Annotated in this window: 12 protein-coding genes; 10 read left to right on the forward strand and 2 right to left on the reverse strand. The window is 63.7% G+C overall.

What is annotated here, in order from left to right:
• Nucleotides 1-429: 429 nt before the first annotated feature.
• Both REH59_RS13995 and REH59_RS14000 read left to right on the forward strand, forming a co-directional pair.
• Nucleotides 430-1,815: a hypothetical protein gene (locus REH59_RS13995; RefSeq protein WP_014861302.1), complete on the forward strand. Its 1,386-nt coding sequence runs from the start codon at nt 430-432 to the stop codon at nt 1,813-1,815.
• Nucleotides 1,815-3,170, forward strand: a complete 1,356-nt coding sequence (locus REH59_RS14000) for a GntR family transcriptional regulator (protein WP_003253943.1) — start codon at nt 1,815-1,817, stop codon at nt 3,168-3,170. The genes REH59_RS13995 and REH59_RS14000 overlap by 1 nt, the downstream gene beginning before the upstream one ends.
• Nucleotides 3,171-3,297: 127 nt before the next feature.
• Here REH59_RS14000 and REH59_RS14005 read toward each other — a convergent pair whose 3' ends face one another.
• The gene (locus tag REH59_RS14005) at nt 3,298-4,599 is read right to left on the reverse strand and encodes an MFS transporter (protein ID WP_128573787.1); all 1,302 of its coding nucleotides are present in this window, start codon (nt 4,597-4,599) and stop codon (nt 3,298-3,300) included.
• Between the two features lie 66 nt (nt 4,600-4,665).
• Complete coding sequence (locus tag REH59_RS14010; RefSeq protein ID WP_014861304.1) at nt 4,666-5,979, reverse strand: L-fuconate dehydratase; 1,314 nt, start codon at nt 5,977-5,979, stop codon at nt 4,666-4,668.
• 101 nt (nt 5,980-6,080) lie between these two features.
• Between REH59_RS14010 and REH59_RS14015 the strand changes: the two genes are divergently transcribed.
• The 8 genes from REH59_RS14015 (at nt 6,081) to REH59_RS14050 (ending at nt 17,487) form a co-directional block, all read left to right on the forward strand.
• Complete coding sequence (locus REH59_RS14015) at nt 6,081-7,028, forward strand: LysR family transcriptional regulator (RefSeq protein ID WP_014861305.1); 948 nt, start codon at nt 6,081-6,083, stop codon at nt 7,026-7,028.
• A 27-nt stretch (nt 7,029-7,055) separates the two neighbouring features.
• Nucleotides 7,056-8,027 (forward strand): LysR family transcriptional regulator, encoded by a 972-nt coding sequence (locus REH59_RS14020; protein ID WP_014861306.1) that lies wholly within the window; start codon nt 7,056-7,058, stop codon nt 8,025-8,027.
• 146 nt (nt 8,028-8,173) lie between these two features.
• On the forward strand, nt 8,174-9,715 hold the full coding sequence (locus REH59_RS14025; RefSeq protein WP_014861307.1) for a UxaA family hydrolase: 1,542 nt from the start codon (nt 8,174-8,176) through the stop codon (nt 9,713-9,715).
• 35 nt (nt 9,716-9,750) lie between these two features.
• Nucleotides 9,751-10,809 carry an Ldh family oxidoreductase gene (locus REH59_RS14030; protein WP_012052581.1) on the forward strand — a complete coding sequence of 353 codons (1,059 nt, stop codon included), beginning with the start codon at nt 9,751-9,753 and terminating at the stop codon, nt 10,807-10,809.
• Nucleotides 10,810-10,829: 20 nt separating this feature from the next.
• Complete coding sequence (locus REH59_RS14035) at nt 10,830-12,047, forward strand: fumarylacetoacetate hydrolase family protein (protein ID WP_014861308.1); 1,218 nt, start codon at nt 10,830-10,832, stop codon at nt 12,045-12,047.
• Nucleotides 12,048-12,146: 99 nt separating this feature from the next.
• Nucleotides 12,147-13,454 (forward strand): MFS transporter, encoded by a 1,308-nt coding sequence (locus REH59_RS14040; RefSeq protein ID WP_014861309.1) that lies wholly within the window; start codon nt 12,147-12,149, stop codon nt 13,452-13,454.
• A gap of 125 nt (nt 13,455-13,579) precedes the next feature.
• A complete protein-coding gene (locus tag REH59_RS14045; protein WP_014861310.1) occupies nt 13,580-15,229 on the forward strand; it encodes a VRR-NUC domain-containing protein in 1,650 nt (549 codons plus the stop codon).
• Nucleotides 15,226-17,487: an ATP-dependent DNA helicase gene (locus tag REH59_RS14050; RefSeq protein WP_014861311.1), complete on the forward strand. Its 2,262-nt coding sequence runs from the start codon at nt 15,226-15,228 to the stop codon at nt 17,485-17,487. The genes REH59_RS14045 and REH59_RS14050 overlap by 4 nt, the downstream gene beginning before the upstream one ends.
• Nucleotides 17,488-17,515: the final 28 nt, after the last annotated feature.

Below are 17,515 nucleotides of genomic sequence, written 5' to 3' on the forward strand. Positions count from 1 at the left end.
TCCTACAATAAACCCAGATGTGGACTACATATAAGTCCGTAGCTTTCGGGCTGTCAGAAATATTCCGGCAAATAATCAGCCTTGAACGCTTTTGCCTTGCGAGTCACTGTGAACTGACACGGATGCTGAATGGTTTTTTTACCCTGAACTGTATCTTCAATTCATGCTGCCTCCCTCTCGATAATGGCCCAATGATAGTTTGTGCAAGGAACGTGGGATGAGCATGGCTATGCCTGATATAGAGCAGCATGTGACAGCGACAGGCCATCGCAGGGGTGGTTTCTTCTCGATGGCTTGGCGACAGTGAAGGGTTACGTCATTACTTTCATTTTGTTGTAAGAAATTTCTTCTAGGTAAGTTCGGCGCATGTTCACGTTCAAGTGTTGGGTACCGCATGCGCTGGCTGCATGAAGTTGATGAGGTGATTGCGTGACTGCTATTCACGACCAGGCGATGCATTATGTCTACCAGCAAGTACTCGAGCGCTTGTTGAACCACATGTCCCAGGCCCAGCGCGCTTCCTTGCAGTTGCTGATACAACGCCTGTTGGTCGCTGCAGGCGGGCCGGAGTACATCGGTACTTTCAGCTTGCAGGTATTGCAAGGGAGCGACCGCCATAGCAGCCGGCTGCTGGCCATGTTGCGTGCCGCGCAACTGAGCATTGCCCTGCGTTCGCCGGTAACCTTCCAGTTGCGGGTATTGGTGGTCAGCCTGCCGGTTGCCGATAGCGCCACGCTGGAAGCTCACGAGCGCAGTTTTAGCGCGTTGTTCATGCAGGATGACCCGCGGGTGCAATTGCAGATGATCGAGGGGCGCGCAGTGGTGCCGTTCAGTCGTCGGCTCTCGGTAATGCCTGAGCGCTGGCTGCTGGCGAGGGACGCGATGTTGATGTTCGGCCACATGATCGATGCCAGGCCTGAAGCCCTGCTGGGCTGCCGCCTGCACCTGGAGCTGGCCGGGGCCGTGGGTCAGGCGCTGCAGGCAGCGGTGCCTCCCGATGCGTTGGTCACCGCCATGCCCGGGCTGCAGCGGCGCCGATACCTGGCGTGGGCCCGGCGTAGCCTGCGCCTGGCCGGCGTGCGTGGCTCGCATGCAGTGCACCAGTGCCTGGCGGCGCTGGCCCAAGGGCTGAGCCGATTGCACGGTGCTGTTGGGGGCGCACCGGGTGGTCAGCACGAGCCGGTTCCAGGCGCCGTACCGGAGCGCGCGCCGGTGCGGCTGATTGCTATTGATGACCTGTTGCCGCACTTGCTTGAAGAGCCGCAGCTTGACGCGATGCTGGGTTGTCACTTCGAGACGGCTGCGGATGCTTTGCCGCTGTCCGAATTCGTTGACTCGCTAGCCACGGCCCAGCTGCATGAACTGCGCGCCCGCAGTCTGGAGCCGCTGGCCGGGCGCCCAGCGCTGAGGCTGGCAGGGCAGGCGGGCGGCAGCAAGCAGCGTGACGCCGCGTCGTTGCTATTGGGCAAAGCCTACGGCATCAATCAGGCCCAACTGGTGTGCCTGCTGTTCAGCCCGTTTGCCAGGCAGGGGAAAAACCTCGAGCGGTTCTTGCAGTGTCGGCACGCCGACATGGTGGTGGCGTTGCCGTACCTGCACAGGGCCTTGCAAGGCAAACCCTGCCCCGATGCAGTCAAAGCCTGGCTGGTGAATACCAGTGGCTTGCCGTTGGGGCAACTGCGGCAAATTTATGATGGGCAGTTGCCGCTGGCGGGATGGCGCCTGCTTAACAACCTGGCCCGCCGCGATGTACACCTGAGGCTGCTGCCGCAGCTGGCGTTGGGGCGGCGGCGTGGTGTTGCGGGGCTGCCTTGATGGGGCGAGCGGCCCCAGGCGAGTTCGCGTATCGCAAGGTGTATCGCTACCTGGAAGCGTTGATCGAACAAGCTGCAGGCGTTGGCACATGCCGGTTGCCGTCATTGCGTGAGCTGTCCCGGCGGCTGCGGGTGTCGTTGGCCACGGTACAAAGTGCCTACAGCCTGCTGGAAGAGGAGGGCCGTGTACACTGCCTGCCGAGGTCGGGCTATTACGTACAGAGCGGTGGCAAAGATCAGGCCGTGGCCGTGGCCCGGCAGCCTCCCTTGCCGACGCAGCCACTGTTGGAGCGCATGCTGCTTGGTCACGAACGGCGTTTGGCCCGTCAGCGTGATCGCAGCGTTGCGTCCTGGGAAGCGCTGGGTAGCGCCCGTTTGCGCAATGCTGTGGCTGAGCGATACACCCGCTGCTCCAATCAGTACTGGCATGCCGATGATGTCCAGCTAGCTCCCGATGTGCTGGCGGTGCTGGAGACGCTGCTAGCGGCGCTGGCCCTGCAAGGTGGTACCGCATTGGTGCATTCGCCTTGTTGCTGGCAAGTGTTGCGCGCCCTGGCGCGTGCCGGCATGCGCGTGCTGGAAACACCACTGGATGCCCGTGGCAACCCCGAGCTGCACGCGTTGGCCAAGCTGCTGGGTAGCGAGCCGGTAAGCCTGCTGGTCATGCCGTCTTGCCTGGGCATGCCACAAGGTCGGCTGGTTTCACCGTATTACCAGCAGCAGCTTGGTCTTTTGCTTGGCCAGCACCCTGTATGGCTGCTGGAAAACGACCTGGACAGCGAGCTCTGTTACGACGGGCCGCCGAGCACACGCCTGCGTGACTGGATCGACCCGCGCTGGCTTCTGGTGATGGGCACGTTCGAGGCCGCAGTGGGGGCAGAGGCGCCGTATGCCTATTTACTGAGCCGTGACACCGTGTTGGCCAAGGCATTCGCTGAACGGGCGTTTCGGCTTGCGCCGCTACGTTTGCAGGCGCTTGCTCACATGCTCGGCAAGGGGGAAATCGAAACGCAGCTGGTACAGCAACGCACAGACTTGCAAAGGCGTACGCAATACCTGGCGCATGTACTGCAGTCGCAATTCGGCCAACGGGTGGTCTTCGACATGCCGCAAGGTGGGCAAATGCTGTGGGTGAGCTTTTGCCAGCCGCTGGCGTGGGACGGTATTGCCGCAGCGTTGGCAGGCTCTGCATTGCACGCACTGCCGGGCGAGCAGTTCGGCCTGCCGGGGCATTACCCTCAACACCTTGCGCTGATCTGGCTGGGGGGGCGCCCGGATGAACTGCAACTGGCGGTAAGGCGACTGGCGCAGGCGCTTGAGGTGCGCTGCGGGCGAAACACCCGCTTCTCAAGTTGAAATCAAGACGCTTGCAGGCGCCGCCAAGTGCTGCGAGAGGGCCGACAAGTGAAATGACGGCCTGAAGATCTCAAGGCTCACTCGCAGCACAAAGAGCCACCTGCAGGGGGTGTAAATTGAGTACGCCTCAGGGTTGCTCTTGCCCTTGACGCAAACGGGTACTGACCAGCGCCGCACATACCAGCAACGCTGCAATGATCCACAACCCGTTGCGGGTGCTGCCGGTGGTCTGCTCGATCAGGCCCATCACCGACGGCCCGACGAAGCCGCCAAACAGACCGCAAGTGGTGACGAAGGCCAGGCCCGCCGCCAACGCGCTGCCGCTCAGTCGGCTGGAGGGGAAGACGAAGATGATCGACTGCACCACGAACAGCATCAGCGCGGTCAGGGAAAACCCGATCAGGCCGATGAACGAGTTGGCCAGCGATGCCAGCAGCAATCCGGCCGCCATGGTGAGCAGGCCAAAGAACAGCAGGGTGCGGCAGCGGCGCGGCGAGGTGGCCAGGCGTGGGAAGGTCGCTGCACCCATGGCTGCTGCAATCCACGGCACTGCTGTCAACAGGCCGACCTGGAAGGGCGAAAGCGCAGCGTAGGTGCCGATAATGCCCGGCAGGAAGAAAATCACCGTGTAGATGGTGATCTGGTGCACGAAGTAGACCACGATCGCCAGCCAGATCTGCCGGTCGCGGAACATCTGCCCCAGCTTGCTCTGCTGCGGTGCGGCCGCCTGCTCTGCGGCCAGGCGGCGCTCGATGTCCTGGGCGTCGGCAGCCGTCAGCCAAGGCGCCGAGGCTGGACCGTCCGGCAGCTTCCTCCACACCACATAGGCCAGGGCTACGGCGGGCAGGCCTTCGAGCACGAACAGCCATTGCCAGCCATGCCAGCCCAGTACACCGTCCAGCTCCAGCAGGGCACCGCCCAGCGGGCCGCTAAGGATGTTGGCCAGGCACACACCCAGCAGGAAGTACCCCGTGGCACGGGCGCGTTGTTCGCGGTCGAACCAGTAGGTCAGGTACAGCATTACCCCGGGGAACAGGCCAGCTTCGGCGACCCCCAGCAGCAGGCGCATGATGTAGAACGAGGTTTCACCCTGAACGAAGGCCATGCCTGCCGAGAGCAAACCCCAGGTAATCATGATACGGGTGATCCAGAAGCGCGCGCCCACCCGGTGCATGATCAGGTTGCTGGGCACTTCGGCCAAGGCATAGGTAAGGAAGAACAAGCCCGCGCCCAGGCCATAGGCGGCTGCCGAAAGGCCCAGGTCAATGCCCATACTGGCTTTCGCCAGGGCGATGTTGGTGCGGTCAAGAAAGCTCATCACGTAGACGACGATGAGCAGTGGCATCAATTTGCGTAGCAGCAGGCCGTTCAAGCGCTGCTCATGGGTGGTGGCAGGGGCGCAAGCCGCTGCGCGGGTGAGGGTTGTCATTGTTTTTTTCCCCGTGAAAAGTGCTGGTGGTGTGCCGCGCAGCAGCGGCACACTCAGGTCTGTGGGTCAGGAACGGTTGATGTCGAGCCACACTGCGCCGTTGGGGTACTGATAACGTTCCAGGGTCTCAGCGTGCATCTCGATGCTGTAGCCAGGGCGTTGTGGCGGCATGTAGCGCCCGCGATGGATCACCACCGGGTCGATGAAGTGCTCGTGCAGGTGGTCGACATACTCCAGCACCCGGTTGTGCAGCGAGGCAGACACCGCGATGTAGTCGAAAAGCGCGATGTTCTGCACATACTCGCACAGCCCGACGCCACCGCCGTGCGGGCAGACCGGCACGTCGTACTTGGCGGCCATCAGCAGCACGATCAGGACCTCGTTAAGGCCGCCCAGGCGGGCTGCGTCCAGCTGGCAGAAGTCCAGTGCACCGGCCTGGAACATCTGCTTGAACATCACCCGGTTGTGGCAGTGCTCACCGGTGGCGACACCGATTGGCGCAATGCGCTGGCGAATGGTGGCGTGGCCGAGAATGTCATCGGGGCTGGTCGGTTCTTCGATCCAAAGCGGTTCGAAGGCGGCCAGGCGGCGCATGTTGGCCACCGACTCTTCGACGCCCCACACTTGGTTGGCATCCATCATCAGGGTGCGTTCCCAGCCGATTTCGTCGCGCAGGATGCTGGCGCGGCGGATGTCTTCTTCCAGGTCGGCCCCGATCTTCTGTTTGATGTGGGTCCAGCCGTCTGCCACGGCCTTGCGGGCCAGTTTGCGCATTTTCTCTTCGCTGTAGCCCAGCCAGCCCGGGGCAGTGGTGTACCCGGGGTAGCCTTCACGCAGCATGTGTGCTTCGCGCTGGGCTTTGCCCGGCGCCTGGCGGCGCAGCAGGGCGATGGCCTCTTCGGGGGTGAGCACGTCGGTGACGTAGCTGAAGTCCAGGCAGCGCACCAGCTGCTCTGGCGTCATGTCGGCCAGCAGTTTCCACACGGGCTTGCCCTCGTGCTTGGCCCACAGGTCCCACACCGCGTTGATGATGGCGGCGGTGGCCAGGTGGATCACGCCCTTTTCCGGGCCCAGCCAGCGCAACTGGCTGTCGCTGACGGTAAAGCGATGCCAGAAAGCGCCCATGTCGGCGCTGATTTCTTCGAGCGTAAGGCCGACGATCAAGGGGGCCAGCGACTGCACCGCTGCCGCGCATATCTCGTTGCCACGGCCAATGGTGAAGGTCAGGCCGTGGCCTTCGAGGGCTGCAGCGCCGGTGTGCAGCACCACGTAGGCCGCCGAATAGTCGGGGGCACTGTTCATGGCGTCGGAGCCATCCAGCGACAGCGAAGTGGGGAAACGGATATCGCGAACGCTCAGGTGGGTAATGCGTATGCTCATGGTCGACTCTTGTTGTGTTCAGGCACAGGGAGAGCTGACTGTAGGTTGTCGAGCGATACAGGCATAATCGCCAAATCTTAATCAGTGATACCGGATTCGATATGTCTCGCTTGCCACCTGACAAGGCCCAGGCGCCTGCCGGCCTCGGTGCCTTGAAGATTTCCAGCCGTCAGATCACGTTGCTCAATGCCCTGGGCGAATTCGGCAACCTGCGCCGCGCCGCCGCCGCGATGCACACCACGCAACCGGCCGCCAGCCTGTTGCTACAGCAGCTTGAGGAGCGCCTGGGGGTACGTTTGTTCGAGCGCCTGCCCCGGGGGATGCAAGCGACGCTGTATGGCGAGGTGATGATTCGCTATGCGCAAAACGCATTGCATGAGTTCGATCATGCCCAGGCGCAAATCGCCGAACTGGCGCGCGGGGCGTTGGGCCTGGTGCGGGTGGGCAGCGTCATGGGCCCGGTACCGGGCGTGCTGACCAAGGCGGTGCTGGCCTACAAGCGCGACCAGCCCAAGGTGCGTATCTCGCTGGAGGTGGGCACCAGCGACACCTTGCTGCCGGCCTTGCTACGCGGTGATTTCGATATGGTGGTGGGGCGCCTGCCGGACCAGAGCGACAGCCAGGAACTGAATATCGAGCTGTTCGACGGCGGTGAGCAGATGCGTGTAATTGCTCGCGCAGGTCATCCCTTGGCGACAGCCACAGGGCTGCAGCTGGCCGACCTGGTGAGCTTGACGTGGATCTTGCACCCCATCGGCAGCCCGATGCGCCGTCGCGTCGAAAGCGCATTGCAGGCCGGTGGCATGGTGCAGTCGCTGGATATCGTCGAAACCGCTTCGATCCTGGCGACCACTGCCATGCTCGAAGCGTCCGAAATGATTGCGGTGGTGCCCAATGACGTGGCCCAGCATTATGCCCGCTATGGCATGGTCGCCGTCCTGCCGGTGGAGTTGCCACTGGCGATGGCCAACCTCGGCGTGCTGACCCTGCGCTCGCGGCCCAACTCGGTTGCCCTTGATACCTTGCTGCGTTACCTGCGGGCACAATAACTTTCACCTGCATGAGGCCCTGCGTCTATGCCGCCGGACATGACCCATTCCAGCTTTTGCAACTGGATCCGCTACAAGCACCTGGTGTTGATCGACACGCTGGCGCGCACGCGCAACATGCACGCCACCGCCACGCGCATGAACCTCAGCCAGCCGGCGCTCAGCAAAATGCTGCGTGACCTTGAGGAGCAGTTCGGCTTCGCCCTGTTCGAGCGCCTGCCGCGCAGCATGCCACCCACCGAGCTGGGTGAATACGTGGTGCGGTACGCCCAGGGTGCCCTGGCCGAGTCGCAACAGTTCGTCGACCAGGTCAACCGCCTGCGCAACGGCGGGCACGGTTTCATCCGCGTTGGCGGGATCTTTGCCGCGACCGCATTGGTATTGCCGCAGGCCATCGCCGCCATCAAGGCGCGAAGCCCGTTACTGTCGATTGAAGTGGTGGAGCATTCCAGCGATCACCTGCTGACCATGCTCGAGCAGAACAAGCTGGACATCATGATTGGCCGCTTCACCGAGGAACGCTTCGGTCAGCTGTTCGACTTCCAGCCGCTGGAGCCTGAACCCTTCAGCCTGGTGGTGAACAGTGAGCATCCGCTCAACCGGCTCGACAACACACCGCTGGAAGCACTAGGCGATTGGCCGTGGGTGCTGTACCCGGTGGGTACGCCGATCCGCAACCGCCTGGAGCAGGCGTTCCGAGTGGCCGGAATCGCCACGCCTGCCGACTGCGTGGAGACCATCTCCATGCCCATGTTCCTGCAGTTGCTGCAATCGGCACCGATGATTGCCATGCTGCCGCGCTCGATGGTGGCCGCGCAGTTGGCCAGCGGGCAGTTCAAGGAGCTGCGCAGCCCTTTGCAGGTGCCCGCGCTGGAGTATGGTGTGGTCACCCGCAAGGATGAACCGCTGAGCGCCTCCGCCAGGGCGTTTGTCGAGATTCTGCTGGAGGGCGCGCAGCGACGGCGGCAATCTCCGGCAGATGCTGCGTTCCACCCCTAGCCGATTTAAGATCACGCACCCAAATACCCTTGCGATAACTCCAGGTTATCGCTCGATCGGATCATCTCATTGGGAATGCGGCACCAGGCTTCTTACAGTGGCGACAGCCATAACAAGAAGTCAGCCGCTCCGCCCTGAGAGGTCCCATGCAACTGATTGCCAAATCCGGTGACCCCGCCGTCATCCGCCTCAACCCTTTGGACAACGTCGTCATCGCCCGCCAGGCCCTGGCGCCGGGCGTGCGCCTGGATGCCGAGGCGATTACCGTGCGCCAGCCCATCCCTTCAGGCCACAAGCTCGCCACCGAGCCTGTGGCGCAAGGCCAGCCGTTGCGCCGTTACGGGCAGATCATCGGGTTTGCGTCCCAGGCGATCGACGCTGGCGACCATGTGCACGTGCACAACGTGCAGATGGGCGATTTTGCCCGCGACTACGCGTTTGGTGTCGATACCCGCAGCCTGCCAGGCTGCGCCGCGCAGTTCCAGGGCATCGTGCGCGCCGATGGCCGTGTCGCTACCCGCAACTACATCGGCATTCTCACCTCGGTGAACTGTTCGGCAACCGTGGCCCGGGCCGTGGCCGACCATTTCCGCCGTGACATTCACCCCGAGGTGCTGGCCGACTACCCGAATGTCGACGGTGTGGTCGCCCTGACCCACGGTGCCGGCTGCGCAGTGGACCCGAGCGGTGAAGCCTTGGGCCTGCTGCGCCGCACCCTGGCCGGGTACGCCGTCCACCCCAACTTCGCTGCCGTGCTGATCATCGGCCTGGGCTGCGAAACCAACCAGATCGAAACCCTGCTGGAAACCCAGGGCCTGCAGGCGAGTGCGCAACTGCGCGCCTTTACCATCCAAGGGATCGGGGGCACCTCGAAAACCATCGCTGCCGGTATCGCCCAGGTCAAGGCGCTGTTGGCCGAGGCCAATCAGGTACGGCGCCAGCCGGTCAGTGCCCGCCACCTGGTGGTCGGCCTGCAGTGCGGCGGCTCAGATGGCTATTCGGGGATCACCGCCAACCCGGCACTGGGCAATGCCGTTGACCGCCTGGTGGCCGCCGGTGGTACCGCCATTCTCTCCGAAACCCCGGAAATCTATGGTGCCGAGCACTTGCTCACGCGCCGCGCGGTAAGCCGTGAGGTGGGGGAGAAGCTGGTGGCGCGCATTCGCTGGTGGGAAGACTACTGCCAGCGTATGAACGCCGAATTGAACAACAACCCCTCGGCCGGCAACAAGGCAGGGGGGCTGACCACTATCCTCGAGAAATCCCTGGGCGCAGCGGCCAAGGCAGGTTCCAGCAACCTGGTCGATGTGTATCAGTACGCGCAAGCCGTGCGTGCCCAGGGCCTGGTGTTCATGGACACCCCCGGCTACGACCCGGTCTCGGCCACCGGTCAGGTGGCCGGCGGGGCCAACCTGATCGCCTTCACCACCGGCCGCGGCTCGGCCTACGGCTGTGCCCCGGCGCCATCGATCAAGCTGGCAACCAACAACCGGGTGTTCGAGCACCAGCAAGAGGACATGGACGTCAATTGTGGCGGCATCGCCGATGGCTCCACCAGCATCGAAGAGCGCGGCGCATTCATCTTCGAGCAGATGCTGCGCATTGCCTCCGGGGAACGCAGCAAGAGCGAACAGCACGGCTACGGGCAAAACGAGTTCGTCCCGTGGCAGATCGGCGCCGTGACCTGATTGACCGCTCCCGTCCCATTTGCGAGGCAACTGCAATGATTCAAACCACACGGTACAACGTGCAAACGCTTACCACGTTTGTCGAGCAACTGTTCATGAAAGCCGGAGCCGACGTGGAGGTCGCCCAGGTGGTGACCCGGGTGCTGCTCGAAGGCGAACTGCTCGGCCACCGTACCCATGGCCTCAACCTGGTCAGCCGCTACATCGACGGTGTGCTCAGCGGGCAGGTCAAGGCCCGCGCGCAGGCGCTGGAACAGGTCGCCGACAGTGGTGTTTCCAGCCTGTTCGACGGCCACTACGTGTTGGGGCCCTATTGCGTCAGCCGGGCACTGGATTGCGCGGCCGCGGGCGCGACCAAGCAGGGCATCGGTATTGCGGTAGTACGCCGCGCTGCCCATATCGGTTGCCTGGCCGCCTACCTCAAGCCATACACCGACCAAGGGTTGCTGGCCATCGTCTACTCGTCGGATCCGTCGGTGGGGTTGGTCTGTGCTCATGGTGGCATCGACCCGGTGTACACCCCCAACCCGATTGCTGCCGGTATCCCGACCCAGGGTGAGCCGATCCTGCTGGACGTCAGCATGTCCACCGTCACCCTCGGCCTGGTCGGCCAATGCCGCGATGCCGGCCGACGTCTGCCGCACCCGGTGCTGGTGAGCAATGACGGGCAGCTCAGCGATGACCCGGGCGATTTCTTTACCCGCCCGCAAGGTAGCATCCTGCCGCTCGGCGGCCAGGCCTTTGGCCATAAAGGGTTTGCCCTTGCGCTGTTGGTCGAAGCCCTGACCTCGGGGCTGGCCGGCCATGGGCGCAAGGATGCACCGGACCAGTGGGGCGCCTCGGCCACTGCGCTGGTGATTGACCCGCGCATGTTCGGCGGCCTGGAGGCGTTCCTCGACGAAACCAGCTTCCTGGGGGGATTGGTTCTGGCAAGCCGCCCGCTCGACCCCGAACGCCCGGTACGCCTGCCCGGGCAAGCAGGCCTTGCCCTGCGTCGCCAGGCCGTGGAGCAGGGCGTGAGCCTTTCGCCGCAGTTGATAGCCGACCTTGAGCGCGTGGCTGGGCAGTTGCAACTGCCGGGACTTTTCCAATGATGCACAGCAAGGGAACACAGATGACTGATCGAACGAACGCCAATCAACCGCTGCCACTGAACCATGATGCCAGCGTTTTTGACAGCGGCAGCTGGGTAGGGCGCGTCTGGTTGCCGGAGCAGGGGCCGGCGGTGGTGCTGGTGAAAGCCGGCGCTGTCTACGACATCAGCACCCACGTGGCGACCGTCTCGGCGCTGCTGGAAGTGGACGATCCGGTGGCCTACCTGCGTGCCTTGCCGCTGGCCGAACCCTTGATTGCGCTGCCGGCATTGCTGGGCAACAGCGATCCCGCACGGCGCACCCCGCACCAGCCGTGGCTGCTGGCGCCGATCGACCTGCAAGCGGTGAAGGCCGCTGGTGTGACCTTCGCCACCAGCCTGCTGGAGCGTGTGGTAGAAGAACAAGCCAAGGGCGACCCGGCCAAGGCCGACGCCATCCGTGACACCCTGGCCAGCCGCATCGGCGCCGACCTGTCGCAGATCGTGCCCGGCTCGGCTCAGGCCGAAGCGCTGCGCAAGGTGCTGGTAGAGCAGGGCCTGTGGTCGCAGTACCTGGAGGTGGGTATAGGCCCGGATGCCGAAGTGTTCACCAAGGCCCAACCGCTGTCCGCGGTTGGCCACGGCGCCGACATCGGCATCCACCCCAAGTCCAGCTGGAACAATCCAGAACCGGAAGTGGTGCTGGCCGTGTCGAGCAATGGCAGCATCAAGGGCGCCATGCTCGGCAACGACGTCAACCTGCGTGACTTCGAAGGGCGTAGCGCGTTGCTGCTGTCCAAGGCCAAGGACAACAACGCCTCCACTGCACTGGGCCCGCTGCTGCGGTTGTTTGACGAAAGCTTCGGCCTGGACGATGTGCGTGCTGCCGAGGTGGACCTGCGGGTGGAAGGCGAGGACGGCTTTATCCTCGCCGGGCGCAGTTCCATGCGCCAGATCAGCCGTGACCCGCAAGACCTGGTGCAGCAAACCCTCAACGAAAACCACCAGTACCCTGACGGCCTGGTGCTGTTCCTCGGTACCCTGTTCGCCCCCAAGCAGGACCGCGATCAGCCGGGTAACGGCTTTACCCACAAACCGGGTGACGTGGTGAGCATCAGCAACCCGCAACTGGGTACCCTGTGCAACCGCGTGACCACCAGCGATCTGGCACCGCAGTGGGACTTCGGTCTGCGCGCGTTGATCGACAACCTCGGCCGGCGTGGCCTGCTGGAGGTTGCGGCCACCGCCCGCCCGCTTTGAACGGCTCGCTGCGTCAGGGAGGGGCGCAGCATCATCGAGGGATCGTCAAGGCGCTGACAGCGCGGCAACAATAATAATAAAGGTCATCACATGAACCCAATGAAGAAGTACCAGCGCATTACCGTCGTGTTCCTGCTGCTGATCGGCATCGTCAACTACCTGGACCGTAGTGCGCTGTCGATCGCCAACACCTCCATCCAGAAAGACATGATGATCAGCCCGTCGCAGATGGGCATCCTGTTGTCGGCGTTTTCCATTGCCTATGCCTTTGCCCAGTTGCCAATGGGCATGATCATCGACCGCCTGGGCAGCAAGATCGCCCTCGGCGCCTCGTTGCTGGGCTGGTCGGTTGCCCAGGCGGCGTTTGGCATGGTCAACAGTTTTGCCGGTTTCATGGGCCTGCGGGTGTTGCTGGGGATTGGCGAAGCGCCGATGTTCCCATCGGCGGCCAAGGCATTGTCGGAGTGGTTCGACGCCAACGAGCGCGGCACCCCGACCGGTGTGGTCTGGTCGGCGACCTGTCTTGGCCCCTGCCTGGCGCCGCCGTTGCTGACGCTGTTCATGGTCAACTTTGGCTGGCGCGGCATGTTCATCATCACCGGCGTGATCGGCGTGGTGCTGGCGCTGTGCTGGCTGACCTTCTACAAGAGCAAGGCCCGTTTTCTGGCAGAGCTTGCCGCCGAGGGCAAACCGCTGCCGAGTGAGCGCCAGGCTGCGGCCGCCACGGCAACCGCGCCGAAGGCTTCGTACTTTGCCGGCTGGCTTGATCTGTTCAAGCACCGCAGTACCTGGGGCGCGGTGTTGGGTTTCATGGGGGTGATCTACATGCTCTGGCTGCACTTGACCTGGCTGCCGGGCTACTTCGAGCGCGAGCATGGCCTGGACCTGTACAAGACCGCCTGGGTGGTGTCGCTGGCGTATGGCTTCGGTGCGGCAGGTACCATCGTTGCCGGGCGCTTCTGTGACTGGCTGGTAAGGCGTGGCATGAGCGTGCTGGGCAGCCGCAAGTTCAGTGTCATCACTGGCCTGGTGCTGGCAGCGCTGTTCACCTTGCCACTGTCGTTCGTCACCGGCCTGACGGGGTGCATCATGCTGCTTTGCCTGGCGCTGTTCAGCATCAATATGGCCAGTGCCACCGCCTGGATGATCGTCAACACCATTGTCGACAGCCAGCGCGTGGCCTCGTTTGGCTCGATCCAGAACTTCGGCGGTTACATCGCAGGCTCGGTGGCACCGATCGCGACGGGCTTCAGCATCCAGTACTCGGGCTCGTTCACCACGGCGTTCATGATCAGCGCGGTGGTGGCGCTGTGCTCGGCGGTGGCGTATTTCCTGCTGCTACAGGCACCCATTGGCAGTGCCAAGGTCGAGGCGGGCGGGATGGCTGGCGCAACTGAACAGGCGTGAACGCTACGGGGGCTGCAGTGCAGCCCCTGAACCCTTGGTTGATTGTGACGCGACCCGCGGCGCTTGTCATGGAGGGGTATCTGTATGTATAAACAGTACCTGTTGCCGCCATCTGACTTCCGCCCGTGATCGCCCATTCCGTCGACGACCCGTTCTACTACCTGCATAACTTCCGCCAGGTCGTGCTGTGGGTCGAACAGCGCTACCAGGACCTGCTCGATGACCAGGAACTGGCCTTCATCCGTGCCTTCAGTCAACTGCAAGCGCCAGCCCAGGCCTTGATGGTGCGCATGGTGATGCGCAAAGGCGAGTTGTTTCGCAGCGATCGGCTCGACTACGCCGAAATCGGCGATACTGCACTGGCGCTGCAGCCGTTGCTGGCCCTCGGCTGGGTACGGGAGCCCGAGCAACTGGACCTTGAACAGCTGTTCGCGTTGCTGCGCAAGGAAGAACTGGCCCGCTGCTTCGCCCGGCAACTGAACCGCCCGCGCGCGGCCAAGCATGAGTTGTTGGCACAGCTGCAACCCCTGGCGCTGGCGGCCCGGTCACTGGTCGAGTGGTTTCCTGACAGCGAGGTGCGCATCCTCCAGTGGTGCCTGCAACCTCTGTGCGACCGCATGCGCCTGCTGTTCTTCGGCAACCTGTACCAGGACTGGTCAGACTTCGTCCTTGCCGACCTGGGCTTGCTGCGTTACGAGCAGGTGCCGTTCAGCTCCGATTCGCGTGCCTTGCAGCAACGTGACGATGTCGACCTGGCCATGGCGCTGCACCAGTGCGCCGAGCGCCTGGAGCAGGGCGGCGACCCCCTGCCGATCCTTGCCACCCTGCAGGGCCTGCACAGCAGCAACCCCTGGCTGGCCCGGCGCCATGCGCGGCTGCAATTCGCCGTGGGCCAACAATGCGAACGCCTGGGTGAATGGGACCTGGCCACGGCGGTGTATGCGCAATGCAACCATCCCCAGGCGCGCATTCGCCAGGTGAGGGTGCTGGAGCGCAGCGAACAGTGGCACCAGGCCCATGCACTGGCGGTGCAACTGGCTGCGGCACCTGCCAACGCGCTGGAGGTGCAGGCGCTGCAGCGCATGCTGCCACGCCTGGCGCGCAAACTCGGCGGCCCGCCACAGCGGCGCCAGCGCACCACGCCGCTGGAACTGATCGAGCTCGAACTGCCCCGCGGGGACGCTGCACTGGGCGTTGAAGAAGCCGTGCGTCAGCACCTGATGCAAGAGGGGGGGCAGGCGCATTACGTGGAAAACACGCTGTTCAACAGCCTGTTTGGCCTATTGTGCTGGGAGGCCATCTTCGCCCCGGTGCCCGGCGCATTCTTCAACCCGTTCCAGGCCGCGCCACAGGACCTGCACGACAGCGACTTCCAGCAACGGCGCAGTGCACTGTTCGAACGCTGCCTCGGGAGGCTCGACGAGGGTAGCCATCGGCAGGCGATTCTCGACTGCTACGTGGCCAAACAGGGGCTGCAGTCGCCGTTCGTGTTCTGGTCCATGCTCAGCGAGGAACTGCTGGAGCAGGCCTTGGCTTGCCTGCCGGCCGCGGCGCTCAAGCAATGTTTCCTGCGCCTGTTGCAGGACATTCGCAACAACCGTACCGGCATGCCCGACCTGATTCAGTTCTGGCCCGAGCAGGGCCGTTATCGCATGGTCGAGGTCAAGGGGCCCGGTGACCGCCTGCAGGACAATCAGCTGCGCTGGCTGGAGTTCTGCAGGCAGCACGGCCTGCCGGTCGCGGTGTGCCACGTGCGCTGGAGCGAAACGCCTTGAGCTACAGCGTAGCGGTGCGCGCCTTGTGTGAGTTCAGCGCCAAGGTCGGCGACCTGGACCTGCGCTTCACGCCATCGCCCACCGCCCAGGAGGGTATCGAAGGGCATCAGCGGGTGGTGGCACGGCGGGCTGCTGGCTACGAGTCGGAAATCGCCCTTGAAGGCCAGTTCGAAACCCTCAGGGTGCGGGGCCGCGCCGATGGCTATGACCCTGGCAGCAATCGCCTGGAAGAGATCAAGACGCACCGTGGCGATCTGGCGCGTCAACCGGCCAATCACCGTCAGTTGCACTGGGCGCAGGCCAAGGTCTATGGCTGGTTGATGTGCCAGGCACGACAACTGCCCGCCATCGAGGTGGCGCTGGTGTACCTCGACGTGGACAGCGACAGCCAGACGCTGTTCACGGAGCACTGTTCGGCTGCCGAGTTGCAGGCCTTCTTCGAAACCCAGTGCCAGCGCTTTCTGGGCTGGGCCCGATCGCAGCAACGACGCCTGGCCGACCGTGACCAAGGCCTGCTGGCGCTGAGTTTCCCCTACCCACAGTTCCGAAAGGGCCAGCGGCAGTTGGCTGAAACCTTGTACAAAGCGGTGAGCACCGGCCGTTGCCTGATGGCCCAGGCCAGCACCGGCATTGGCAAAACCCTTGGTACCTTGTTCCCGCTGCTGAAGGCCATGGTGCCGCAGCAGCTGGACAAGCTGTTTTTTCTCACCGCCAAGACACCAGGCCGGGCACTCGCACTGGATGCCCTGCGCCAGATCACCGATGCCACGGCCCAACCTGCCCTGCGCACATTGGAGTTGATCGCCCGCGACAAAGCCTGTGAGTACCCGGACAAGGCCTGTCATGGTGAGTCCTGCCCATTGGCCGCAGGTTTCTACGACCGTTTGCCGGCTGCGCGCGAGGCTGCGGCAGCACTGCCGTTGCTCGACCGCGCCAACCTGCGTGAAGTAGCCTTGGCGCACCAGGTGTGCCCGTACTACCTGGGCCAGGAGATGGCGCGCTGGGCCGACGTGCTGGTCGCCGACTACAACTACTACTTCGATGCGCATGCTTTGCTGTTCGGCCTGACCCAGCTCAACCAGTGGCGAGTGGCAGTACTGGTGGACGAAGCGCATAACCTGGTCGAGCGGGGGCGCGGCATGTATAGCGCCAGCCTTGACCAGGGCCAGCTGCTGGCGTTGCGCCAGAGCAAACCGCCTGGGCTGGTCAGTGCGCTGGACCGCCTGAACAGGCAGTGGAACGCGCTGTATAAAGAGCAGCGTGCGCCGTACCAGGCCAGTGAGTCGCTGCCTGAAGGCCTGCTGCGCGCCCTGCAGCAGTGCGTCGGGGTGATTCAGGAGCAGATGAACCAGGCCCCCACGCACATGGACCCCCAGGTGTTGCAGTTCTACTATCAGGCCTTGCAGTTCTGCCGGGTTGCCGAGCTGTTCGACGAGCACTTTCTGTTCGACATCAGCCAGCGCCAGGGCCCGCGCAAGCGGCGGCTGGCCACGCTGTGCCTGCGCAATGTCACCCCGGCGCGGCTGCTGGCACCACGCATGCAGGCGGCGCGCAGTGTGACGCTGTTTTCCGCCACGTTGAGCCCACGGCACTTCTACAGCGACCTGCTGGGCATGCCAGCCGATACCGCCTGGCTGGACGTGGCCGCGCCGTTCCGTGCCGAACAGCTGGAGGTGCGCATTGCCAGCCAGGTGTCCACCCGTTACCAGCAGCGCCAAGCCTCCCTGGCGCCGATCGTTGACCTGATTGCCCGGCAGTATGAGCGCATGCCGGGTAACTACCTGGCGTTCTTCAGCAGCTTCGAATACCTGCAACAGGTGGCAGGGCTGTTGGCCGAGCAGCATGGGCAGATTCCGCTGTGGTCACAGGAGCCGGGCATGGACGAGGCAGCTCGCCAGGCATTTCTCGATCGCTTTGTCGCCGATGGCCGAGGTGTGGGCTTTGCCGTATTGGGCGGCGCTTTCGGCGAAGGGGTGGATTTGCCCGGCACGCGGCTGATTGGTGCGTTTGTCGCTACCCTGGGGCTGCCTCAGGTCAACCCGGTCAACGAGCAGTTCAAACAGCGCCTGGGGCGGCAATTTGGCGCGGGTTTCGATTACGCGTACCTCTACCCGGGCGTGCGCAAGGTGGTCCAGGCGGCGGGCCGGGTTATTCGAGGTGACCAGGACCGCGGCGTACTGGTGCTGATTGACGAACGCTTCGCCGAGCCCCGGGTGCAGCAGATGTTTCCAGGGTGGTGGGCGGCGGCTATTGTCTAGCGGTCTTTCGCCTTTGGCGATCAGACGC

The organism is Pseudomonas sp. BO3-4 (assembly GCF_034044115.1).
Classification (GTDB): domain Bacteria; phylum Pseudomonadota; class Gammaproteobacteria; order Pseudomonadales; family Pseudomonadaceae; genus Aquipseudomonas; species Aquipseudomonas alloputida.